General features: G+C 70.4%; 21 protein-coding genes and 3 pseudogenes. 18 read left to right on the top strand and 6 right to left on the bottom strand.

The features are described from left to right. Nucleotides 1-297: 297 nt before the first annotated feature. The 6 genes and pseudogenes from ACIQ1J_RS32755 (at nucleotide 298) to ACIQ1J_RS32730 (ending at nucleotide 5,756) form a co-directional block, all read left to right on the top strand. A complete protein-coding gene (locus ACIQ1J_RS32755) occupies nucleotides 298-1,452 on the top strand; it encodes a tannase/feruloyl esterase family alpha/beta hydrolase (protein ID WP_403562614.1) in 1,155 nt (384 codons plus the stop codon). Nucleotides 1,453-1,898: 446 nt separating this feature from the next. Further along, a pseudogene (locus ACIQ1J_RS32750) lies at nucleotides 1,899-2,177 on the top strand (AMP-binding protein); the annotation flags it as partial. A gap of 53 nt (nucleotides 2,178-2,230) precedes the next feature. Then, the gene (locus ACIQ1J_RS32745) at nucleotides 2,231-2,497 is read left to right on the top strand and encodes an AMP-binding protein (RefSeq protein WP_403562612.1); all 267 of its coding nucleotides are present in this window, start codon (nucleotides 2,231-2,233) and stop codon (nucleotides 2,495-2,497) included. 198 nt (nucleotides 2,498-2,695) lie between these two features. Then, nucleotides 2,696-3,652, top strand: coding sequence for an alpha/beta hydrolase fold domain-containing protein (locus tag ACIQ1J_RS32740; protein ID WP_403562610.1), 957 nt, complete (start codon nucleotides 2,696-2,698; stop codon nucleotides 3,650-3,652). Between the two features lie 336 nt (nucleotides 3,653-3,988). After that, the gene (locus ACIQ1J_RS32735) at nucleotides 3,989-4,291 is read left to right on the top strand and encodes a DUF6351 family protein (RefSeq protein WP_403562608.1); all 303 of its coding nucleotides are present in this window, start codon (nucleotides 3,989-3,991) and stop codon (nucleotides 4,289-4,291) included. A 109-nt stretch (nucleotides 4,292-4,400) separates the two neighbouring features. Continuing rightward, nucleotides 4,401-5,756 carry an alpha/beta hydrolase family protein gene (locus ACIQ1J_RS32730; RefSeq protein ID WP_403562606.1) on the top strand — a complete coding sequence of 452 codons (1,356 nt, stop codon included), beginning with the start codon at nucleotides 4,401-4,403 and terminating at the stop codon, nucleotides 5,754-5,756. Here the strand turns inward: ACIQ1J_RS32730 and ACIQ1J_RS32725 are convergent. The 3 genes and pseudogenes from ACIQ1J_RS32725 to ACIQ1J_RS32715 all read right to left on the bottom strand — a co-directional run bounded on the left by ACIQ1J_RS32725 (nucleotide 5,744) and on the right by ACIQ1J_RS32715 (nucleotide 7,478). Then, nucleotides 5,744-6,919 carry a transposase gene (locus tag ACIQ1J_RS32725; RefSeq protein WP_403562604.1) on the bottom strand — a complete coding sequence of 392 codons (1,176 nt, stop codon included), beginning with the start codon at nucleotides 6,917-6,919 and terminating at the stop codon, nucleotides 5,744-5,746. The genes ACIQ1J_RS32730 and ACIQ1J_RS32725 overlap by 13 nt on opposite strands. Before the next feature lie 108 nt (nucleotides 6,920-7,027). Then, a pseudogene (locus ACIQ1J_RS32720) lies at nucleotides 7,028-7,183 on the bottom strand (transposase); the annotation flags it as partial. Next, nucleotides 7,161-7,478, bottom strand: coding sequence for a hypothetical protein (locus ACIQ1J_RS32715; protein WP_403562602.1), 318 nt, complete (start codon nucleotides 7,476-7,478; stop codon nucleotides 7,161-7,163). The pseudogene ACIQ1J_RS32720 and the gene ACIQ1J_RS32715, both read right to left, overlap by 23 nt. A gap of 260 nt (nucleotides 7,479-7,738) precedes the next feature. Between ACIQ1J_RS32715 and ACIQ1J_RS32710 the strand changes: the two genes are divergently transcribed. The 8 genes from ACIQ1J_RS32710 (at nucleotide 7,739) to ACIQ1J_RS32675 (ending at nucleotide 16,584) form a co-directional block, all read left to right on the top strand. Continuing rightward, entirely contained in the window at nucleotides 7,739-8,788 is a 1,050-nt protein-coding gene (locus ACIQ1J_RS32710) for a LacI family DNA-binding transcriptional regulator (RefSeq protein ID WP_403562600.1), read from the top strand. 117 nt (nucleotides 8,789-8,905) lie between these two features. Beyond that, complete coding sequence (locus ACIQ1J_RS32705; protein WP_403562598.1) at nucleotides 8,906-9,901, top strand: LacI family DNA-binding transcriptional regulator; 996 nt, start codon at nucleotides 8,906-8,908, stop codon at nucleotides 9,899-9,901. A gap of 550 nt (nucleotides 9,902-10,451) precedes the next feature. Further along, nucleotides 10,452-11,666: an FAD-dependent monooxygenase gene (locus ACIQ1J_RS32700; RefSeq protein ID WP_403562596.1), complete on the top strand. Its 1,215-nt coding sequence runs from the start codon at nucleotides 10,452-10,454 to the stop codon at nucleotides 11,664-11,666. A 23-nt stretch (nucleotides 11,667-11,689) separates the two neighbouring features. Beyond that, nucleotides 11,690-12,730: a cupin domain-containing protein gene (locus ACIQ1J_RS32695; protein WP_403562594.1), complete on the top strand. Its 1,041-nt coding sequence runs from the start codon at nucleotides 11,690-11,692 to the stop codon at nucleotides 12,728-12,730. A gap of 30 nt (nucleotides 12,731-12,760) precedes the next feature. Continuing rightward, nucleotides 12,761-13,627, top strand: a complete 867-nt coding sequence (locus ACIQ1J_RS32690; RefSeq protein ID WP_403562592.1) for a fumarylacetoacetate hydrolase family protein — start codon at nucleotides 12,761-12,763, stop codon at nucleotides 13,625-13,627. A gap of 97 nt (nucleotides 13,628-13,724) precedes the next feature. Continuing rightward, on the top strand, nucleotides 13,725-14,174 hold the full coding sequence (locus ACIQ1J_RS32685; protein WP_403562590.1) for a MarR family winged helix-turn-helix transcriptional regulator: 450 nt from the start codon (nucleotides 13,725-13,727) through the stop codon (nucleotides 14,172-14,174). Nucleotides 14,175-14,220: 46 nt separating this feature from the next. Further along, a complete protein-coding gene (locus ACIQ1J_RS32680) occupies nucleotides 14,221-15,036 on the top strand; it encodes an IclR family transcriptional regulator (protein WP_403562588.1) in 816 nt (271 codons plus the stop codon). A gap of 165 nt (nucleotides 15,037-15,201) precedes the next feature. Further along, nucleotides 15,202-16,584, top strand: coding sequence for an MFS transporter (locus ACIQ1J_RS32675; protein ID WP_403562585.1), 1,383 nt, complete (start codon nucleotides 15,202-15,204; stop codon nucleotides 16,582-16,584). A gap of 30 nt (nucleotides 16,585-16,614) precedes the next feature. Here ACIQ1J_RS32675 and ACIQ1J_RS32670 read toward each other — a convergent pair whose 3' ends face one another. From ACIQ1J_RS32670 to ACIQ1J_RS32660, 3 genes and pseudogenes are all read right to left on the bottom strand, one after another. Beyond that, nucleotides 16,615-17,106 carry a transposase gene (locus ACIQ1J_RS32670; RefSeq protein WP_403562583.1) on the bottom strand — a complete coding sequence of 164 codons (492 nt, stop codon included), beginning with the start codon at nucleotides 17,104-17,106 and terminating at the stop codon, nucleotides 16,615-16,617. Nucleotides 17,107-17,158: 52 nt separating this feature from the next. Beyond that, nucleotides 17,159-17,275 (bottom strand): annotated as a pseudogene (locus ACIQ1J_RS32665) (transposase); the annotation flags it as partial. Between the two features lie 373 nt (nucleotides 17,276-17,648). After that, complete coding sequence (locus ACIQ1J_RS32660) at nucleotides 17,649-18,584, bottom strand: LysR family transcriptional regulator (protein WP_403562581.1); 936 nt, start codon at nucleotides 18,582-18,584, stop codon at nucleotides 17,649-17,651. Between the two features lie 127 nt (nucleotides 18,585-18,711). On the opposite strand from ACIQ1J_RS32660, the gene ACIQ1J_RS32655 reads away from it, so the two are divergent. The 4 genes from ACIQ1J_RS32655 to ACIQ1J_RS32640 are packed head-to-tail and all read left to right on the top strand — an operon-like array spanning nucleotide 18,712 to nucleotide 22,875. Further along, complete coding sequence (locus ACIQ1J_RS32655; RefSeq protein WP_403562686.1) at nucleotides 18,712-19,713, top strand: fumarylacetoacetate hydrolase family protein; 1,002 nt, start codon at nucleotides 18,712-18,714, stop codon at nucleotides 19,711-19,713. Continuing rightward, nucleotides 19,710-20,672: a cyclase family protein gene (locus tag ACIQ1J_RS32650; RefSeq protein ID WP_403562579.1), complete on the top strand. Its 963-nt coding sequence runs from the start codon at nucleotides 19,710-19,712 to the stop codon at nucleotides 20,670-20,672. Before ACIQ1J_RS32655 ends, ACIQ1J_RS32650 begins: the two co-directional genes overlap by 4 nt. Nucleotides 20,673-20,695: 23 nt before the next feature. Further along, complete coding sequence (locus ACIQ1J_RS32645) at nucleotides 20,696-21,826, top strand: FAD-dependent oxidoreductase (RefSeq protein ID WP_403562577.1); 1,131 nt, start codon at nucleotides 20,696-20,698, stop codon at nucleotides 21,824-21,826. Between the two features lie 50 nt (nucleotides 21,827-21,876). Continuing rightward, on the top strand, nucleotides 21,877-22,875 hold the full coding sequence (locus ACIQ1J_RS32640; RefSeq protein ID WP_403562684.1) for an amidohydrolase family protein: 999 nt from the start codon (nucleotides 21,877-21,879) through the stop codon (nucleotides 22,873-22,875). Nucleotides 22,876-22,879 lie beyond the last annotated feature (4 nt).

The raw sequence follows: 22,879 nt of genomic DNA, 5'->3' as shown, positions 1-22,879 counted from the left end.
TCCGAGGGGAGGCCATGAGATCCACTCTTGTACGTCTACTCACAGCAGCTGCCGTCGCGGTGCCCGCGATGGTGTCGGTCCCGGGGACGGCGGGGCCACGACGGGGCAGCCGGTCCTGTGCGAACAGCTCGCGGAACTGCCCATCCCCGCGGACGCCCTGGGCCTTCCGACATCGGGCGGCCGCGTCTCCGGAGCGAAGACCGTGCCCGCCTCGGGGACAGGCCCGAAGCCATCGGCGCGTACTGCGAGGTCGACGCTGAACTGTTCCCCGTCGACGCCGAAGCCCCCGGCATCGAGATGCGCGTCGCGCTTCCCGCCGAGTGGAACGGCAGAGCGATGATGTTCGGCGGCGGAGGCTACGACGGAGCCATTCCCTCGCTCACCTCGGACGTCCCCTTCGGCGGAGCCGTCCCCCTCGCCCGCGGATTCGCCGTCTTCGGCAGCGACTCGGGCCACCAGGTGGACCCAGGCGACCTGCTCAACGGGGGCGCCTTCGCGATCAACGACGAGGCACTGTGCAACTTCGCCGCGGACGCGCTCAAGAAGACACGCGACGCCGCGATGTTCATCATCAACAAGCACTACGGCACGCAGCCCAGCCGCTCCTACTTCGAGGGAGCATCCAGCGGCGGCCGCGAGGCCCTGGCCGTGGCGCAGCGCTGGCCCCGTGACTTCGACGGCGCGATCGCCGGCGCCCCGGCCTGGAACGCTGCCACGCTCGACCTGTTCTTCGGCCACATGACCCAGATCCTGCGGCGGCCCGGCGCCTTCCCCAGCCCCGAGAAACAGCGGCTGGTCTACGACCGGGTCATGGCGAGCTGCGACGGCGACGACGGCGTACGCGACGGCGTGATCTCCGACGGGGCCGGCTGTGACTTCGACCCGAAGGTCCTTCGCTGCGAGAAGGGTGCCGACACCGGCCCGAACTGCTTGTCCGACGCGCGGATCGCAGCGCTCCGGGAGATGTCGTCCGCCGTCGAGTGGGGGTACAAGCTGGACAGCGGCGAGCGCAGTTGTCCCGGCATGCCCTTCCTCTCCGGAGCCGACATGAGCACGCCGGGGCTCGGCATCGGCAGCAGGTACCCGAACCAACCCCTGGACTTCACAGCTGCCTTTGCCGCCAACTTCTTCGATCAGTGGGCGAAGTACTTCGTCACGCGCGACCCCGACTTCGACGGCCTGGCCTTCGACCCGCTCAAGCCGGCGACCGGCGAGTACTACGAGCGGGTCCGCGCGACGATGGGAGCACGCGCCACGTCGAAGGCCGTGCGGATGTACACCATCCCGGGCATGGGCCACGGTGGTCCCGCCGCGTACTGGGGCGGCTGGGACTCCCTGACCGCCCTCCAGCGCTGGACCGAGAAGGCCATCGCGCCGAAGGAGCCGGTCGTGACCGACCTCAACCCGGCTGCCTCGGGGCGCACCCGGCCGCTGCGCGAGTACCCGGAATAGCCCCGGTACCACGGTCTTGGCGACCCCGACCGGGCCGAGAGCTTCACCTGCGTGCGGTGATCGGTCCGCTCGTGCACGCGCTGATGTACGCGGGGCAGCCCGCATACATGGCAGAGATGTTCCCCACCCGTATCCGATACGCCGGATCTCCCTCAACTACCAGGTCGCCTCGATCGCCGCCGGCTAGCTCGCGCCGATTGTTGCCGTCGCTCCTGGAGCGCTTCGACAGCTCGACCCCGATCACCCTCTATCTCGCTGCGGCCTCGGTCGGCGCCGTCGTCGCGGTCGCCTGCGCCAAGGAGACACAAGGAGTCGCGCATATGAATTCCGCTGCCTTCCAACACACTTGGGACTCGGCCGTGCGTCGGCACTCCGACTCTCCGTTCCTCATCTTCCGTGCAGAGTCGGGAGAGGTGGCCGACTGGACCTAAGGGGAGTTCGACGCCGTAGTGGCCCGTACGGCCGGTGCCTTGCGGGCCGCCGGGGTCGGCCCCGGCTCGGCGGTGCACGTCGCCCTGCGCAACTGCCCCGCCTTCGTGGCCCTTTGGCTGGCAGCGTCGCGTCTGGGCGCCTGTCTGGTGCCGGTCGATCCGGCCTCCTCCCCGCGCGACATCGCCCAGCAGGTGCGCCGGGTGCGGCCGGCGGTCGGGGTATGTGCATCCGCCCGCGAAGCCGTTTACCACGAGGGTGTGAGCACCAGGGTCCCGGCAGTTCTGGTGATGGCGGAGGACGCCCGGGACGTGAACAGCGCGGAGGCCCCCTGTTCTGCACGGAGCGCGTGGAGAAGGGCGAGCGGGCGCAGCCCGATGTCCGCCTCGCGGTCATGTTCACCTCCGGCACCACCTCGGAACCCAAGGGCGTGGTCCTCACACAGGCCAACTACGCCCACGTCGCCACCGCGATGGCGGAGGCGGCGCGGCTGCGACCGCACCACCGCTGGCACGTCACCCTGCCCCTGTTCCATGCCAACGCCCAGTACTACTGCTTCGCACCGGCCATCGGCGTCGGCGCGAGCGTCGCACTGAGCTCTGCCCCATGGCGCTGACGATGGCCGGGCAGATCCCCTTCGCCCGGTTCACCGACCCCATCCTCGGGCTCGGCGAGGAAGGCGTCCACGCACTGACCGCGGCGGCACGCGCGGAGACCGGAGGCGGCACTGGTCCCGAGGCCACCGCCCGTACCCGCAGTGACACCCTCCCACGCCGGCCGCCGCGCAGCCCACCCCTGACAAGAGGAGCCATCCATGACGAAGACGCATCCGCAGCACACGTTCCATCCCCAACTCGCCGAGCGCATACGGAAGGTGCCCGGCAAGCCGGTTGAAGACCTCACCGCCCGCCACTTCGAGCTGCTCGCCGAACCGTACGGGCCGTACGAGGACTGGGGGTTGGCGATCGATGATCGGGAGGTCCCTGGGCCAAAGACGCCGATCCCAGTGCGGCTCTACCGCCCGGCCGAGCCTGCTTTGTCCCCGCGCCCCTGCCTCGTCTGGATGCACGGCGGCGCCTGGGTCGGCGGTGACCTCGACATGCCTGAGGCGCACGAGACGGCCCGCGGTGTCGCCGGGCGCGCGGATGCCGTCGTGGCCTCCGTCGACTACCGCCTGTGCGGTGCGGAGGTGCACTTCCCGGCCCCGCACGACGATGCCGTCGCCGCCTACCGCTGGGTGCGCGACAATGCCGCGGACCTCGGCGTCGACCCGGCCCGCATCGCCGTCGGCGGGGCCAGCGCCGGCGGCAACCTCGCTGCCGGAGCCGCGCTGCGCCTGCGCGACGAGGGCGAAACCCCTTGGCAGGCGCTGCTGATCTATCCGCTGGTGCACGCCCTGCTGCCTGCGCCCTCGGACGAACTCGCCGCCGCCCTCGCCGAACTCCCGGCCCCCTTCGCCCTGCTCGCCGAGTACTTGGACCAGGTGGTCGGGCCCTACCTGGGGGACGTACCGATCGAGGCGGCGCCGCCGTACGCCTTCCCGGGCCTGGCGAAGGACCTGAGCGGCTTCCCGCCTACCTACATCGACAACGACGAGTTCGACCACCTGCGCAGCAGCGGCGAACTCTTCACCGACCAGCTCCGCTCAGCCGGGGTGGACGTGGAACAGGCGCTCTCGCGAGGGGCGTTGCACGGGCACCTCAACCTCGTGGGCCTCGACACCGCGCACGCCACGCTCGACCGGATGGCGGCCCGCCTGCGCAAGCGCTGACGGGCCGCGCTGTGCGCTGCACAACCACCAGAAGGCCGGTTACGGGAGCTGCGGGTGAAGGACTGGGGCCCGGTCGAGAAGTGGAGCGGCCACGGCTTTGCCGACCAGCCCTACGACTGAAACGAAAGCACGGGCCGACATCTTGACGCGGCGTAAAGCTGCGTCCTAGCTTAACTTGATGTAAAGAACACGGCGCTTCTCTGTAACGCCCACCCGCCCCCCGTCCACAACCACAGGCACGGAGGAGAGATGCCCCTTCCCCGTTCGTGCCGTCGCGCAGCCGGGACGACATCGAGGTCGATGCATCCGTCGGCGAGCACGAGCATGCACTGGCGGATGCTGCCCGCTCCGGGCACCGCCGCGTCGCTGCCCCTGGCGACCCCGAGCCTCGCCGCCGGTGCGCCGTTCACGGACGACGTCACGAAATGCCGGATCGTGCTGCTCGATCGCGACGCGTACGGACGGCAGCTCACGCACGCGCAGTGGGACCGCCTGCGCGCGACCTTCCCCGACGGTGCGTGCGACCACAGCCTGGAGAGCGTCGGCGCCCGGCCGCCCATCCCCTGGCTGCCCTACGAACAGCGCCCCGACGGAGCCCCGTTGGGCTCCGCTCCGCGTTCGCATTTCACGGCGGCGTGAGTTAGCCCCCCTCGCTCCGGCTTGGCGCGCCGCCCCTGACCCCGGCGCGCCGAGCCGGGATCCACCACAGCCAATGGAGGCCGATGTGCGACAGAACAGAAGGTTTGTCATGCTCGCGATCTGCACGGCAGTCACCCTGCTGTTGTCGCCCGCCGGCCCGGCCGGCGCGGACGATCCCGGCGGAAACGAGCCGCTGCCCGGCTACACGGACGGCACCCCACCGCTGGCCCCGCTCATGGTCGATGGTCAACCCACCCGGGTCATCCAGGGCATGTACCGTCATGCGGCCTACTACGTGGAGGTCCCGCCCAAGTGGAACGGCGAGCTGGTCGTCTGGGCCCACGGCTTGCAGGGCGACACGAAGATCCTCAAAGCGGAGGCGCCGGTCGGCGGACTGCGCAAGCAGTTCGTCGAACAGGGCTACGCCTGGGCCGCTTCGAGCTTCCCCACCACTGGCTACAACGTGGGCCCCGCGGTCACGAGTTCCCGCGATCTCGCTGAGTACGCCGCCACCGAACTGCTCGGTCACCGGCCCAAGCGCACCTACATCACCGGCGGTTCCATGGGCGGTCACGTGGTCGCCCGCTCGTTGGAGGAATACCCGGGGTACTACGGCGGTGCGCTGTCGCTGTGCGGGCAGGTCGCCGACCGCCGCCTCTACGACTACTTCCTCGACGCGAACCTCGCGGCCCAGGCCCTGTCCGGCGTCGACGCCTATCCGGCCGGGGACGACTACCGGACGGACGCGCTGCCGCTGATCGAGAAGCGACTCGGTCTCACCGACCTGAAGCCGGGCGAGAACCCCACGACCGTGGCCGGACGGCAGTACCAGCAGATGTTCACCGAGCTGACGGGCGGCCCACGGCCAGGCGCGGACGCGGCCCTGGGCATCTACGTGCATGCCATGCTGGAGACTGCGCCGACCACGAGTGTCGGCTATCAGCAACAGAACCTCACCACGCGTTACAAGCCGACCACGCCGGTGGACATCAACCCGATCGTCGAGCGCGTGACCCCAGACAGCTGGGACGAGCGCAACAGCATGGGGCTCAACGACATGGCCCGCGTCCTGGGCAAGCCGGGCGTGCCGGTGATGAGCATGCACACGATCGACGACCTGCTCGTGCCACTGTCCATGCAGCAGACCTACACCAAGAGGGTGGCCGCCAACGACCGGTCCCACCTGCTCGTCAACCGTGGGATACGGTCCGCCATGCACTGCGACTTCTCCGACGCCGAACTGAGCAAGGCGTGGAAGGACCTCACCAGCTGGGTGGAGCGCCGCGAAACTCGTGGAGACAAGGCGGCCCGCCCCGCCGGCGACGACATCCTCAACCGGATGAAGGTCGCGTCCCTGACGTTCGGCTGCCGCTTCACCGACCCCGAGGCACCCGCGACACCCACCAGCGAGTCGCGAAAACTCTTTCCCACCTGCCCCAAGGCGCATACGCATCACGGGGGTTGACACTCGACGACTCCACCCTGCAGGCGCGCCACGGTCACGGCCGTCATAGCGACCGCTTGGCCCTCGCCGGACTGACGTCCGCCTTGGCGGCGCACACCGTCGAGGGGCAGCCCACCCAGGCCACCACGCAAGGGCCGTTCGCCTCGCCTCCCCCCCGACGGCAACCACGACTGGCTCGCCCATGACCGTCCGACCCGGTAAGAGAGCGTCCAGTGGACGGCGCGGATGCCGATGTGTGACGGCAGCAGGACCGGGGTCGACATCCCGGCGCTGAAGGAGCGGCGCCAGGAGCGCGAACGTCGTTGGGTCGCAGCGCAGTTGCCCTGCGACCCAACAAATACGCCAGGACCAGAATGGTTCTGTCGACGATCTTGTGGTCGAGGTGGTCCCGGTTCATCGTGCGAGCAGGACGCGTTTGCGAAGGAGATCGAGGTTGGCCCGAACATCTGGCTCTTCAGCATCTTCAGCCGGTTGACGTTGCCTTCGACGGCGCCAGAGCTGTAGGGCAGGGTCAGGCCATTGCGGACGGCGTCGAGATCGCGCCGGAGGTTGCGGGCGAAGGGTGCCAGTGGCACCAGGGTGTCCTGCTCGGCGTCGGCGATCCAGTCCTCGAGACGGTCGCCGTGAAGGCCGGTCATCATCGTGGCGAATTTCCTGACGTGGCCGGTAAGCCGGCCCAGCTCAGCGTCACGCTCGCGTAGACGGTGCAGCTTGTCTGCGTCCTCGTCTCGCTGGTGTTCGGGGTGTGTCGTGATCCAAGAAGTGGCGTCGCGGACCGACGGAGGCTTGGGACCGACGGCAGGAGCGTGTCCGCGTCCGGTTCGGTAGCGCCGCAGATGGCGCTGAACAGCTAACTCGCCGCCTGGATAACCGAGTTGCTGGATCTCTCGGTAGAGTTGGGTGGCGTTTCTGACGCCTTCGTTCCAGCGCCGGTGCAGATGGCCGACGTACGGGTCGACGATGTGCGCCCGCTGCAGGCTTTTGGCGACGACGTCATCAGCGGAGCGGGCATTGACCAGCTTGCGGACGGTGGCCTGGTGCAGGCCGAGCTTCCGTCCGATCGCTGCCTTCGACATGCCCTGCCCCCACAGCTCGTGTGCGGCGTCATGCTGTTCCCGCAGGCGAGTCATGATCTTCAGCTCGTCCGGCGACTGGACCACCACGGGCTCCACCTCCAACGGCTCGGCGGCCTCGTTCGGAGCGGGTTCGCCCAGGCGGGAGCGATGAGCGTTCACACTCTTCTCGACTGCCTGACCGAGGTTGGCCCACAAGTGATATCGGTCGGCGACCTGCTGGGCCTGTGGTGCCCCGACCCGAGCACCTTCTGCGTAACCGCTGGAGCGGTCCCGGCAGATCACCTTCACCCCGGGGTGACCCCGGAGCCAGTCGGCCGGGTCCTCGCCCTCACGGCCGTCGTAAAGGTGCAGCGGCCGGTGGGGCCAGCAACTGGAGCTTCTGGTCCAGGCTGGCCTGCGGAACGGTCTCCACCTTCAGCGGCAGCGCGTCGTTCGCGGCCTTGCAGGGGCCCTTGGACATGGTGGTCAGTGCCGTCTTCACGGTGGTGTTCTCGGTGACGCTCAGGTAGTCGAAGTTCTTGGGTGCGGAGGAGGAGCCGCCGCTCCCGCTGCCGCCGCATGCTGTGGCGAGCAGTGCGAGCGAGGCGGCGCCGGCGGTGAGCAGGCTCAGTCGCGCACGACGGGCGCGGGAGGTACGAAGGGGCACGGGAGACTCCCAAGGATCATGAGGAAGTGCGGGAAGGAGCGCCAGGGGCGAAGAGCGGGCCCGGCAGCACGGCGGGGCAGCGACGCGGCGAATTTTGTAAAACGTTATCCGCCGCGAGTGGGCAACACCTTGCACCGCTGTTCCGCCATCGTCAAGACACAAGCGGGTAACACAGAGGTGATCCATGCGAGACTTGACTGCCACCAGGATGTAGCGTGTAGACCGTTACACCTACCCTTAGACGATTCGGGATGTGGACCATGGACGGGGCTTCCGCAGCCAGGCCGAGCAAGCGCGTGACCATCACGGACGTCGCCCGACACGCCGGCGTGTCCACGGCCGCGGTCTCCAAGGTGATGCGCAATGCCTACGGCGTGAGCGAGTCCATGCGGGAGAAGGTCCAGGCGGCCATCGCCGAACTGGGGTACCGTCCGCACGCCGCGGCACGGGGTATGCGCGGCCGGACCTACACCATTGGCGTACTGCTGGACAACGTGCGCAACGCGTTTTTCGCCGACATCCTCGACGGCATCCGGGACGAACTGCGCCACACCGACTACACGGTGCTGATCGGCGCGGCCGGCTTCGAGCCCGAGGAACAGGCCAGGACCATCCGTTCCCTGGTCGACCGGCAGATGGACGGGCTGATCCTCATCGCTCCGGGAACCCCGCGCGCGGAGGTGCTGGCCACGGCCGCATCGACGCCGACCGTGGTCATCGGACACCACGACGCCTCGGACACCTACGACTCGGTCGTGGACGCCGATGATCTCGGCGCCGGCCTGGTGGTGGATCACCTCGTGTCGCTCGGTCACCGCGACATCGCCCTCGTCTCGGCCCCGGGAACCCGGGCCAACAAGTGGAAGCGCACACCGGAAGCCGTGCTGAGCGAGGGCTATCTGCGCGCGATGGAGCGCCACGGCCTCGACCGGTTCGCGCGGGTCCAGCACACCGCCTACTCCGACGACGGCGGCTTCAAGGCGGGCATGACACTGCTGACTGCCGACCGTCCGCCGACCGCTGTGATGACCGGTGCGGACGTCGCGGCACTGGGCGTCTACCGCGCCGCGCACGAACTGGGCCTGCGCATCCCGCACGACGTGTCGCTCGTCGGCTACAACAACACCGCGCTCGCCGCCCTGGCGCCCGTGCAACTGACCAGCGTGGACCAGGCGGGACACACCATGGGCTCCGCCGCTGCCCGGATGCTCGTCGAGCGCGTCGAGAACCGAAGGGACAGACCAATGCAGACCACGATGACCCCCCGCCTGGTGGTGCGCTCCACCACCGGCGCGCCGCAGGGACGCTAGGCCGTGGCCGGGCGACCGACTGCCGCTCCCCCAGCTCACCGCGCACGTGGTTCCGGCGGTGCAACGACGGTCGCCGGACCTGTCGGCCGCCCGCGTCCCCGGGTCGGCATCAAGGACGTGGCCCGGGAGGCGGGCGTCTCGCTCGGCACCGTCTCCAACGTCCTCAACCGACCCGAGATCGTGTCCGAGGAAACGCGCTCGCGCGTCCTGGAAGTGATCGAATCCCTCGGTTACATCCGGGCCGAGGGCGCCCGGCAGTTGCGCGGATGGGCCTCCCGGGTGATCGCCGTCATGGTGCTCGACATGGCCAACCCGTTCTTCACCGCGCTCGCCTCCGGAGTCGAGCAGGCCGCCCGGGAGGCGGACCTCGGCGTCATGGTGTGCACGGGCGCCCACGATCCGGCAGAGGCGGCGCGTCACCTGTCGCTGATCACTTCGCACCAGGTCCGCGGTGCCGTGCTGACCTCCGGCGAAGGAGTCGGGCGCACCGTCGCGGCCTTCCGCCGCAATGCGGTCCCCTTCGTCGTGGCCGACCAGTACGCGCCCCAGCCCGCGGCATGCTCCGTCGGGATCGACGACGTGGCGGGCGGCCGGGCCGCGGTGCGCCACCTGGTCGAGCGGGGCCACCGCTCCCTCGCCTACGTCAGCGGACCCGACCGACTCCAGCAGGTACGAGACCGTCGCCGAGGCGCGCTGGCCGCGATCAGCGAGGCCGGCCTGCCGTCCACCGCGCTCAGGGAACTGCCCTGCGACGCCCTCACCGTGACGGCCGGCAAGGACGCCGGGCACCGCATCCTCGGCCTGCCCGAGCGGCCCACCGCCGTCTTCTGCGCCAACGACCTGCTCGCCCTCGGTGTCCTGCAGGCCCTGTACGAGGCCGGCCTCAGAGTGCCGGACGACATCGCGGTGGTCGGGTACGACGACATCGAGTTCGCCGCGTCGGCCGTGGTGCCGCTCACCTCGGTACGGCGACCGGCATCCGCCATGGGACGGCAGGCCGGCCGCCTGCTCATCGAGGACACGGCCCACGGAATCGCGCACACGCACCGCCACGTCGTGCTGCAACCCGAACTGGTCGTACGCCGGTCGACGATGGCGGCTCCCGCGTGCTGACCGTGCCCACTCGGGGCCATGGGGGCGTGTGCGGAGCCGACGACGGGCACGGAACGGAAAAACGGGCACGACGGAACTCCGGCCAACGGTACGGGGAGATCGATCCCGGAGGCGAAGGGTTCCGGGGCCGGGGAAGGACGTCGAGCGGGAACGCGCCGACGTACCCCGTCCGAGCATGCGTCCTGTCGGGCGGTCTGCCCACCCCTGCCGTGATCGACGTTGCGGATGGCTTCCATCCGTCCCGCAGATGACGTCCGCGTTCTACGGGCGGCGTCCCACCACTCACCACTCGGGCTCGTCGGCCATCCGTCTGCCGACGCGGGCGACTGTCTCGCGCAGCCAGATGTGGGCTGCGTGGTGCGCCGGCAGGTGACACAGGGCAGCCGGGCGGCAAGGCCAGGGGAACCTCACCCTCCACAGACCATTGACACGGAGGAAACACCCTCGCAATATGATCCGTACACCAATGATTGATGTACATATCATTGCGGAAGCGGACCCGACCGCCTCCGCCTCCCGGTGCCCTCCCGTGCTGACTCATGGAGGCCAGATGCCCGTCACCCCCTCTCCACTCCACATCGCCGTAGTCGGCGGCGGCATCGGCGGACTGGCCGCCGCGCTGGCGACCGCCCGTGCCGGCCACCGCGTGACACTCGTGGAGCGAGCCGCCCGTTTCGGCGAGATCGGGGCCGGCCTGCAGCTCGCCCCGAACGCCTCCCTCGCCCTCGACGAACTCGGCGTACTGCCGGCCGTCCGGCACACCGCAGTGGCACCGCCCCGCCTGGTGATGATGGACGCACTCACCGGCGACGAGGTCACCGCCCTCGACCTGCGCGGCGCGGCCTACACCGACCGCTTCGCGCACCCCTACCTGGTCACCCACCGCACCGACCTCCACGCCGCGTTGCTGGCCGCATGCCAGGAGCACCCCGGCGTCGCCCTGCGCACGGGACACACCGTCGCCGAGGCCGAACAGGACGGCACCGAGGTCCACCTGCACTTCGCGGAGGACCACGCGAGGCTGACCGCTGACGCGGTCGTCGCGGCGGACGGACTGCACTCCCGCCTGCGCCAGGCGCTGGTGGGCGACGGGGAGCCGGTCTGCTCACGCTACGTCGCGTTCCGCGGGGCGCTGCCCACCGAGAAGATGAGCGGCCGGATGTCCCAGCACGCCGCCTCGGAAGCGGTGATGGTCTGGGCCGGACCGCGCATGCACCTGGTGCAGTACCCCGTGCGCCGTGGTGAGCTGTACAACCAGGTCGCCGTCTTCGAGAGCGACCACTACACGCCGGAGTCCGACGACTGGGGCACCGAGGCCGAGTTGGAGGAGCGCTTCGGCGGCGCCTGCGAGGCCGTGCGCGACGCCCTGCCTCTCGTCTCGCGCGACCGTCGCTGGCCGCTGTTCGACCGCGCCCCGATCGACAACTGGGTGCACGGCCGGATCGCGCTCCTCGGAGACGCCGCCCACCCCATGCTCCAGTACCTCGCTCAGGGCGCGTGCCAGGCGCTGGAGGACGCCGTGGCGCTCGGCCACGCTCTCGGCCAGTACGCGGACCCCGCGCAAGCCTTCACCGCGTACGCGGACCGGCGTCGCGAGCGAGCCGCCCGCGTCCAGACCAACGCCCGCCGCTTCGGCGAGATCTGCCACCTGGAAGGCATGGGAGCCACCCTGCGCAACATGCTCCTGGCGTCACGGGGCCCCGAGGCGTTCGACGACATCTCCTGGGTGTGGACCCCCGCATCCGCCCCTGTTCCCGCCCTGTGACCCAGCTAGCGAAGGAGGACACCATGACGACCGACGAACTCGCGTACAAGGCCCTGGAGGGTCTGGGAGCCGCCCCGCTGTGGCGCTTCTACGGCAACCTGTTCCCCGCCCAGCCCAAGAGCCGGGCCGTCCCCTACCGCTGGAGCTGGCGCGAACTCCGCCCCCATCTCTTGCACTTCTCCCAGACCCTGTCCCTGGAGGAGGCCGAACGACGGGTCCTCATGCTCGTCAACCCCGGCCTCACCGACCCTCCGGCCACGGTCAACACCCTTTACGCGGGCCTGCAGATCATCCTGCCCGGCGAGACCGCTCAGGCCCACCGCCACACCTCCAACGCCTTCCGCTTCATCATCGAGGGCGACGGAGCCTGGACCACCGTCAACGGCGAGCGGGTCTTCATGGCCCCAGGCGACCTCCTGCTCACCCCGGGCTGGCACTGGCACGATCACACCCACGAGGGCGACGCGCCGATGATCTGGCTCGACGCCCTCGACTACCCCCTGGTCAACGCGCTGGAAGCCGGCTTCTACGAGCAGTACCCGCAGCGACTCCAGCCCGTGACCAAGCCGGACGACGCCGGCAGCCGCCAGTTCCTGCACGGCCGGCTCACACCCGCCTGGCTCACCCAGGACGGACCCAACTCCCCGGTCACCCGCTACACCTGGCAGGAGACGGAGCGCGCCCTGGACGCCATCGCCGGCACGGCCGACGGCAGCGACGTCGACGGTGTCGTCCTGGAGTACACCAACCCCTGGACCGGCGGCCCGGTCATGCCCACCATCGGCTGCCGCGTCCAGCGGCTGCGCCCCGGCTTCCAAGGGGCCGGTCGCCGCCACACGGCCTCGACCATCTTCAACGTCGTCCGAGGCGAGGGCGCCACGATCGTCGACGGCGAACGGCTGGAGTGGTCCGAGCACGACACCTTCGCCGTCCCCGGCTGGGCCTCCTACCGCCACGTCAACACCTCGGCCTCCGCGGACGCCGTCCTGTTCTCCTACAGCGACGAGCCGGTCATGCGCTCCCTCGGCCTCTACCGCACCGAAGACGCCGACCCCGGCGCCTGATCCGCACCCGACACCTACAAGGAGGCCATCATGCGTCTGGCCCTGTTCAACAAGGGACGCCTCGGACTCGTCGACGGCGACGACCTCGTCGACGTGACCGGCCAGGTCGCCGGAGCCGACACCGCCGGCCCCGTCGGCGCGCTCCAGCGCTACATCGAGACGACCAGCGACGGGGAGACCTTTCAGTTCGACCTCGCCGGCCGGCCCCGGTTCCCGCTGGCCGAAGCGGCCCTGGAGGCGCCCCTCCCCCGTCCGGGGAAGATCGTCGGCGCGCCGGTCAACTACCTCGACCACAAGGCCGAGATGGAGTACACCACCTCGGTCGCGGATCTCGGTGTCTTCCTCAAGGCGAACTCCTCCGTCATCGGTCCGGCCGAGGACATTCTCCTCCCCTACTCCGACAAGCGCACCGACCAGGAAGGTGAACTGGGCGTCGTCATCGGCCGCACCGCCTCGCACGTGAGCGCGGACGAGGCCCTGGACCACGTGTTCGGCTACACCTGCGTCCTGGACATCACGGTGCGATCCGGCGAGGACCGCTCCACCCGCAAGTCCTTCGACACCTTCACCCCCCTCGGCCCGTGGATCGTGACCGCCGACGAGATCCCGGACCCGGACGCCCTCGACCTGCGCTGCGACGTCGGCGACACCACCCGGCAGCGCACCAACACCGCGGACCTCATCTTCGGCGTCCGCGAACTGATCGCCTACACCTCCTCCGTCATGACCCTGCACCCGGGCGACGTGATCGCGACCGGCACCCCGGCCGGAGTGGGACCGCTCAGCCACGGTGACCGCGTGGTCCTGGACATCGAGAAGGTCGGCCGACTGGAGGTCGGCGTCGACGGATCCCGTGCCACCCCCTACGACCAGCGCCCCGGCCGCCGCGGCCACTGACCCGCTGTCGCCGCCAGGTGGTGCCGGCACTCGTAGACTCCCCACACCGGCCGTCTCCCCGGCCGGCACCACCTCGGCGACAGACGGACGGAACACTGTGGCGCACGCACTGGAACTGCACAACTACGTCGGGCACCTGATCCGGCGCGCGGAACAGGTGCACACCGCTCTGTGGTACCGACACGTGTCCCGGGAGATCACCTCCCAGCAGTTCGCCGTCCTCAACGCCCTCAGTCGCGACCCCGGCATCGACCAGCGCACCCTCGCGCGCTTCACCTCGCTGGACCGCTCGACGGTCAACCACATCGTCCGCCGACTGACCGAGCAGCACTACGTCAGTCAGGTACGCGACGAGGAGGACCGCCGACGGACCCTGCTGAGCCTCACCGACAAGGGGGCCGAACTGCTCGACTCCCTGATCGGCCCGGCCGAGGACATCAACGAACAACTTCTCGAAGCTCTGCCCGGCGACGAGCGGAAGCTGGCCGTCGGCATCCTCCGCAAGATCGCTTCGTTGGACGACGAGTCACTCCGCGGCGGCCCGTGAGTCGCGTGCGAAACGGGCCATCCCGGAGCGAGGAAGGACTCACGCCTTGACTCACCAAGCCCTGCGCATCGCGCCTTCCTCGGCGACTCCCCAGGAAGCCGGGTCTTCGCCTGCCACGGGGACGGGGCCCGTCGTCGGCCGCGCCCTGCGGATCCTCGGTGCCTTCAGCGCACAACGTCCCCACCTGTCCCTGAGCGAGCTGGCCCGGCGATCAGGTCTGCCCGTGTCCACCGTGCACCGCATGCTGGGCGACCTGCTCGCATGGGGGGCTCTGGAGCGCGACGCGCAGGGCCGCTACCGCATCGGGCTACGGCTGTGGGAGGTGGCGTCGTTGGCCCCGCGCAGTCAAGGGCTGCGCGAGCGCGCCCTGCCCCACCTGGAAGACCTCTCCTCCCTTGTCCGCGAGAACGTGCAACTCGCCGTCCGCGACGCGAGCGAGATCGTCTTCGTCGAGCGCATCGCCCCCAGCGGTGCCGTGCCCACTCTGACACGAGTGGGAGGACGGCTGGGCATCACGACGACAGCGGCGGGACTGGTGCTGCTCGCCCACGCACCGGCGGCCGTACAGGACGACGCTCTCGTGCGGGACATCCCCCGGCACACCCCCTTCACCCTCACCGACAGCGGCCGGCTCAGGGCGGTCCTCGCCCAGGCACGCGCTTGCGGATACGCGGTCAGCGACCGGCAACTGTCCACCGACACCCTTTCGGTTGCCGCGCCCGTCACCACCACCGGCGGCGAGGTGACCGCGGCCGTCTCCGTCGTCGTCCGGCACGGGTCCACGCCCGTGGGAGCGCTCGCCGACCTCGTCCGCTCGACCGGTCGCGCCATCTCCCGGGCACTTCACACGCCCGACTCCTGAGGGGCGCCCACCCGTAACAATTGGTTTCCCGGCATCCGGAAAACCACCTGGCCGCGCGGGACCATCGCTCGCACCATGGCTGCTCCCCCTGCCGAACCCGAGGCTCCGCCCCCCGGCGCCCACGAGCCCGTTCGGCTCCACCGCAGTCGACAACGGAGTGCTGCCATGGAGAAGTCCTCAACACCCCACCGCACCGCGGGCCATCCGGTGACCGCCCGCCTTCAGCAGGCCCTGGACAACGGGCCCATGAGCCGCTTCCAGTGGGGCGCGATCGCCATATGCGTGCTTCTCAACACCCTTGACGGATTCGACGTGCTGGTCATGTCCTTCACCGGCAAGACCGTCTCCGGCGAGTGGCACCTCGACTCCGGTACCCTCGGGCTCCTGCTGAGCAGCGGGCTGGCAGGAATGGCCTTGGGTGCCCTGCTCGTCGCCCCCTGGGCCGACCGGATCGGCCGGCGGCCAGTCATCCTGATCGGCCTGACCGTCGCCGCCGCGGGCATGCTGCTGTCCTCGGCCAGCCAGAACTGGCAGCAGCTGGGGGCATTCCGTCTCCTCACCGGCGTCGGTATCGGCGCCGTCCTCGCCGGCAGCAACGTCATCGCCGGCGAGTTCGCCTCCCGCCGCTGGCGCGGTCTGGCCGTCAGCCTCAACTCCACCGGGTACGCCGTGGGCGCGACCATCGGCGGCATCTCCTCAGTCGCCCTCATCGACCGCTACGGGTGGCGTTCGGTGTTCCTGGCCGGCGGACTCGCCACCCTGGCCGTCATCCCCCTCGCCTTCCGTCTCCTGCCGGAATCGCTCGACTTCCTCCTCAGCAGGAGACCCGCCAACGCCCTGGAGCGCGTCAACTCACTGGCCCGCCGCATGGGGCAGCCGGAGTTGTCCGCACTCCCGGACAGAGCGGCGACGAAGCTCACCTCCGCGGGCGGGTTCCGCCGCCTCCTGGCACCGGACCTGCGCCGCCCCACCCTGGTGCTGTGGGGCGCCTTCTTCCTCGTCATGGCTGCCTTCTACTTCGTCACGAGCTGGACGCCGACCCTGCTGGTGAAGGCCGGTATGTCCGCGACGCAGAGCCTGACCGGCGGAACGCTGCTCAACCTGGGCGGCATCTTCGGCACCGCGCTCCTGGGCGCACTGGCCGCGCGGTACGCGCTCGCCAGCGTCCTGCGTACGTACCTCTTCGTGTCCGCCGCACTCGTCGTGGCCTTCGCGGCCTCCACCGACACGCTCGTCCTGGCCTTCTGCATCGGCGCGGTCATCGGAGTGGCGGTCAACGGCTGCATCGCCGGCCTCTACGCTCTGACACCGAGCGTCTACCCGACGCCGCTGCGGGCCACAGGCGTGGGAGCGGCGATCAGTGTCGGCCGCGTGGGCGCCATCATCGCGCCCACCGCGGCGGGCTGGCTGCTGGACTCGGGCTGGACACCGCTGGCCCTGTACGTCACGACGGGCGTTGTGTTCTGCGCGGCCGGGTTGCTCCTGCTGGCCATGCGCGTCGGGCGGCCGACAGGACGAGCCGCGCTTGCCGCAGAGCCGACGCCTTGAAGTTCCCCCCGCGAACTGGGCAGCGGGTGTTTACGCTGCCCAGTTCGCGGGGGGAACTTCAATCTGCTGCGGTGACCACTTCTCCGTGAGCTTCTCACGCACCAACGTCCGCAGCGGCTCGCTGCCGCGGATCTTCTCCTCCTTGGGGCGATGGCGGCGGAGCAGGGACTGGTTGTGGGCCCACCACGGGTGGTAGCTGCCGTCCGGCTTCGCGTTGCGGTTGGTCTCGCGGTAGACGGTCTGAAAGCTCTTCCCGATCGACGCGGCGATCTCCTTGACACTCTGCTTGGCGTGCAGCCCGTCGGCGATGGCGATGCGGTCGTTCTGGGTCAGGAAACGCGGCGATATCGGGCCGGGGCCAGGGACGATCATGCTCCCAGCTTCTATGAACCAGTTCGACCCGCAGCTGGCGGAGACCCCGACTGCCCGGGCGGCAGCAGCACCCTTGTAGCCCTCTCTGAGCAGCTCGAAGTACCGCTTCTTCACTGCGGTCGACATCTTGTTGGGGGCGTACCTCGGCATGCGAACGTGCTCCTTCCGGAACGTTCGCAACCACCGATAGAACTCAAGCCGCGTCCAGAGGCCGGTTCTGCCACTCAGCCATGCCCTCGAGGACCTTGTCCGTGATCGTGGAGATCGTCTGGCGCGACACCTCGGCGCCACAGACCTCGGACAGGTGGGCCCGGACCTCTGTGGATCGTCGACGATGGCTCACCGCCACGTCGTGCTGCAACCCGAACTGGTCGTACGCCGGTCGACGCTGGCGGCTCCCGCGCGCTGACCGGGTCGGGCTCGGGGCCGTGGGGAACGTGTACGGCACTGATGACGGGTACGGCATGGAAATCGAGCACGGCGAAACTCCGGCCGACGGTACGGGAGGTCGACCGCGGAGAGGGTGATCATCTCCGGCTGTCGGAGAGAGACGTCGAGCGAGAACGCACCGACGGGCCCGGTCCGAGCATGCGTCCTGCCGTGCGGCCCTGCCCACCCCCACCCCCACCCCCACCCCCACCGCCATTCACGTTACGTATGGATTCCATCCACAACGTGGATAGGTCGTCCGTTCACGGGCGGGGGCCTCGCTCATCCCCGGGCTCGTCGGCCATCCGCCTGCCGACCCGGGCGGCGGTCTCGCGCAGCCAGATGTGGGCCGCGTCGTGCGTGTGCACGGGGTGCCACCACATCGCCTCCTGCAACGGCACTGCCTCGTACGGTGGTTCCACCACGCGCACGGCGGCGAGCGGCGCGAGGAGCCGGGCGAGGCGGGCCTGGATGAGGGCGATGCGCCGGGTTCCGCTGACCAGCAGCGGCATGATCTGGAAGCTGTCGACGGAGACCTCGACGCGGGGCTCGATACCCAGCATGCCGAGCTGGCGCACGGCCGGGGCGTCGTAGGTGCGCTGGTAGGTGACCCAGGGCAGCCGGGCCAGGTCTTCCCGGGTCAGCCGGCCGTCGACGCTCGGGTGGTCCTCCGCGACGAGGAAGACCCACCGGTCCTGGTAGAGGTCGGTGGCGGGGAAGTCGCTGATGACGCCGTGCGGCATGAGCAGGCCGTCGGTGGTGCTCAGCAGGGTGTCCGTGGCCTCCACCACGGTGGTCGGCGTCTGGGCGAACCGCAGCCGGATGCCGGGGGCCTCCTGATGCACGACCCGGGCGAGTTCGGCGCCGAAGACGGCGACCGCGTAGTCGGACGCCACGAGCTTGAACTCACGGCTCTCCTTGGCCGGGTCGAAGTCCGCCTGGCTGGCGAAGAGCCGTTCCAGCAGGTCGTAGGCGGTGGACACGCGGTCGAGCAGGACCTGTCCGAGAGCGGTCAGCTCGTAGTGGCCGCCGACCCGCGCCAGCAGGTCGTCGTCGAAGTGGCGGCGCAGACGCGAGAGCGCCGCGCTCATCGCCGGCTGGCTGAGGCCGACGCGCTGTCCGGCGCGGGTGACGTTCCGCTCTTCCAGCAGGGCGCGCAGAGCGACGACGAGGTTGAGGTCCAGGCGACTGAGATTCACGGCGACTTTTCTGGTTGTTCGGCGATGACCTGCGGAAATTTGACTCATGGATGACTGTCATCCATGGAATCTATTTCCCTGATCGCTGGTGGCGAGTCCAGATTAGTGCCATCGCAATCAGGAGGACATCTCTGTGAAACCTGAAGCCGCGTCCGCCCTCTTCGCCGGACCCTTCGCCCTCGCCACCCTTTCGGCCCTCGAGGGGGCCGCTTTCCCCGCTCTCGTCACACCCGACGCCCAGGTGATCGACCTGCGAGACGCCCTGGACGACGCCGACTTGAGCGTGCGGGACCTCCTGAACGACTGGGAGGCGGCACTGCCCCGGTTGACGGCGCTGACCGCCGACAGCGCGCCACGACGCGCGCCGCTGACGGACTTCCGGGTGCACGCACCGGTCGAGCCGCGCCAGGTGTTCCAGTCCGGCGCCAACTACCGGCAGCATGTCATCGACCTGCACGTCGCGCACCGCGCGCCGGGTGACGAGCGGCCGGAGGCGGAGCGGCGCGCGGAGGCCGCGGAGATCATGGACCGGCGGGCGGCCGAGGACCTGCCGTACGTGTTCATCGGCCTGCCCAGCGCGATCACCGGCCCGTACGACGACGTCGCGCTGCCCGCGTGGGCCGAGAAGCCCGACTGGGAGCTGGAGCTGGCCGCGGTGATCGGCCGCCCGGCCTACCAGGTGTCCGTCGAGGAAGCCCTGGACCACGTCGCGGGCTACACGATCGCCAACGACCTGACCGACCGGGCCACCGTCTTCCGCCGGGACATGCCGCAGATCGGCACCGACTGGCTGCGCAGCAAGAACGCCCCGGGCTTCACGCCGCTCGGACCCTGGATCGTGCCCGCCGCCTCGGTCGGGGACACGGGCGACCTGCGTCTGACGCTGAAGCTCAACGGCGAGACGATGCAGGACGAGTCGACCAAGGACATGATCTTCGACGTGGCGCGGATGGTCTCCTACGCCTCGCAGACCGCCCGGCTGCTCCCCGGCGACCTGGTCCTCACCGGCTCCCCCGCCGGCAACGGCATGCACTGGGGCCGGCTGCTGCGCGACGGCGACGTCATGGACGCCGCCATCACCGGACTCGGCGCCCAGCGCACCCGTTGCGTGGCGGAGGAGGCCCGATGACGCTGGACCGCGCCGACCCCGAGGGGTCGATCGCCCGGACCGCGAAGGTGTGCTCGAACTGGGGCCGCTGGGGCGCGGACGACGTGCTCGGCACGCTCAACTTCCTCGACGAGGCCAAGCGCCGCGAAGGTGCCGCACTGATCCGGCGGGGCGTCAGCTTCTCCCTCTCGCAGCGGTTCGACATCAACGGCCCGCAGAAGGGCTGGCGGCGGCGCACCAACCCGGTGCACACCATGCTCGACACCGGCACCGACGCGGCCCTCGGCAACCAGGGCCTGCCGCACGGCATCGGCGGCGCCGACGACGTGATCGCGATGCCGTTGCAGTGCTCCACCCAGTGGGACGGGCTCGGCCACATCTTCGACCACGGCAAGGCGTGGAACGGGCGCCCGGCGGAGCAGGTCGTCACCTCCGACGGCGACCTGGTCACCGGCATCGAGCACATGGCCCCGCACGTCGCCGGACGCGGAGTCCTCCTGGACGCCGGCCGGGTCGTCGGCGTGAACGGGGAACTGCCGGACGGCTTCGCGATCACCGAGGAGCACCTGGCCGCGACCGCCGAGGCCCAAGGCGTGGCCGTGGGCCGCGGTGACATCGTCCTCGTCCGCACCGGCCAGCTCGCCCGGGTACGCCGCGACGGCTGGGGCGACTACGCCGGAGGGGCAGCCCCCGGCCTGTCGTTCACCACGGCCGGCTGGCTGCACGGCAGCGAGATCGCCGCGATCGCCACCGACACGTGGGGCTTCGAGGTCCGCCCGAACGAGTTCGAGCACGCCTTCCAGCCGCTGCACCAGGTCGCCATCCCGCACATCGGCCTGCTGATCGGCGAGATGTGGGACCTGGACGCCCTCGCCGAGGACTGCGCGGCCGACGGGGAGTACGCGTTCTGGCTCACCGCGGCGCCGCTGCCCATCACCGGGGCCGTCGGCTCACCCGTCAACCCGATCGCCGTCAAGTAACCAGCGGAACGAGGGAGTTCCCCATGAGCACAGCCCGTACGGTCCTGGTGATCGGTGGAGGTGCGGCCGGCAACGCCGTGACGATCCTGCTGCGCCGCGCCGGCCTCACCGTGGACCTGGTCGAGGCCAAGGACGACTGGAACGCCACCGCCGGCTCCGGCATCACCCTCCAGGGCAACGCCCTGCGCGTCCTGCGCGAACTCGGTGTCTGGGAGCAGGTGGAGGCATCCGGCTTCGGCTTCGGCTCCGTCGGCATCACCGCTCCCGACGGCACCGTCCTGCACGCCCAGGACGACCTGCGCACCGGCGGTAACGACCTGCCCGCCACCGTCGGCATGCAGCGCCCCCGGCTCCAGCAGATCCTCATCGACGCCGTGCGCGCCGGCGGCGCCACCGTCCGTCTCGGCACCACCGCCGAGATCCTGGACCAGGGCGCGGACGGTGTCTCCGTGCGCTTCAGCGACGGCTCCGAGCACCGGTACGATCTCGTGGTCGCCGCCGACGGCCTCGGCTCCACCACCCGCGCCGCGATCGGCATCACGGCGAAGCCCGAACCCACCGGCATGGCCATCTGGCGCGTCGCCGCCCCCCGCCCGGCCGGCGTGACCCGCACCGACCTCGCCTACGGCGGCCCCGCCTACATCGCCGGCTACTGCCCCACCAGCGAGACCACCCTGTACGCGTACGTCGTCGAGGCCAACCGCGACCGCGCGTCGATCCCGCCGGAGTCGTACGCCGACGAGATGCGTCGCCTGGCCTCCGCCTACGGCGGCCACTGGCCGGAGATCACCGAGCACATCACCGACCCGGCGAAGGTCAACTACACCTGGTTCGACCGGATGCTGGTCGAGGTCTCCTGGCACCGCGGCCGGGTGGTGCTGGTCGGCGACGCCGCGCACTGCTGCCCGCCGACCCTGGCGCAGGGCGCCGCCCTGTCCCTCGAGGACGCCTGGGTGCTCGCGCAGATGCTGACCGGGACCGACGAGTGGGACGACGTCCTGTTCCAGGCGTACTACGAGCGGCGGATCGCCCGCGTCCGTCCGGTCGTGGAGGCGTCCGTCCAGATCGGGCAGTGGCAGCTCGACGGAGTGCGCGACGCCGACGTGCCCGGCCTGATGGCCGGCACCATGGCCATGCTCAGGGAGCTGCCGTGAACGCCGTGAACGCGCCCGCCGAAAACACGGCTCTCGTGAACGCCACCGCCGTGAACGCGCCCACCGTGGACGTGCACGCCCACGTCCTGCTGCCCGAGGTCGATGCGCTCGTCGCCGGTCTGCCCGGCCACGCCGATGCCAGGGAGCTGGACGCCCGCCGCAACGGCCCCGCCGCCCTCGCCGTCAGCGGTCCCATGGTGCGCGAGCGCATCCCGCGGCTGACCGACCCCGCCGTGCGCCTGGCCGCGATGGACGCCCAGGGCGTCGACGTGCAGCTGGTCAGCCCCTCGCCCTCGCATTACCACTACTGGGCGGACGAGGACACGGCCGAGAAGCTGTACCGGCTCGCCAACGAGGCCACGGCCGCGCACTGTTCGGCCGCCCCCGAGCGACTGCGCGGACTCGGCCTGGCCCCGCTCCAGCACCCGGAGCAGGCGGTCCGGGCCCTGGACCAGGCCCTGGAACAGGGCCTGGCCGGGGTGGAGATCTCCAGTCACGCCCCCGGCCGGGAGCTGTCCGACCCTGCCTACGAGCCCTTCTGGAGCCGGGCCGGGGAAACCGGCGCGCTCGTCTTCCTGCACCCCTTCGGCTGCACCCTGGACGAGCGGCTGGACCGGTGGTACCTGTCCAACACGGTCGGCCAGCCCACCGAGAACGCCGTCGCGCTGTCCCACCTGATCTTCTCGGGGGTGCTCGACCGCCACCCGGGGCTGAGACTGATCGCCGCGCACGGCGGCGGTTACCTGCCCACCCACATCGGCCGCTCCGACCACGCCTGGTCCGCCCGCTCCGACGCGGGCGCCGGCTGCGCGCACCCGCCCAGCAGTTACCTCAAGCGGCTGTACTTCGACTCCCTCGTCCACGACCCCCACGTACTACGGGAGTTGGTCCGGGCCGCCGGGGCGGACCGGGTGCTCCTCGGGTCCGACTTCCCCTTCGACATGGGCACCGAGGACCCGGTCGGCGGCCTGCGCGCCGCACGCCTGTCCGACGCCGACTTCCACGCCGTCCGGGGCGGCAACGCCGCCGCCCTCCTCCGGAAGGACTGATCAT

It is taken from the genome of Streptomyces sp. NPDC097107 (assembly GCF_044762405.1).
Taxonomy (GTDB): domain Bacteria; phylum Actinomycetota; class Actinomycetes; order Streptomycetales; family Streptomycetaceae; genus Streptomyces; species Streptomyces thinghirensis.
The sequence above is the reverse complement of the archived record's forward strand: the minus strand, read 5'-3'. Positions and strand labels throughout refer to the sequence as shown.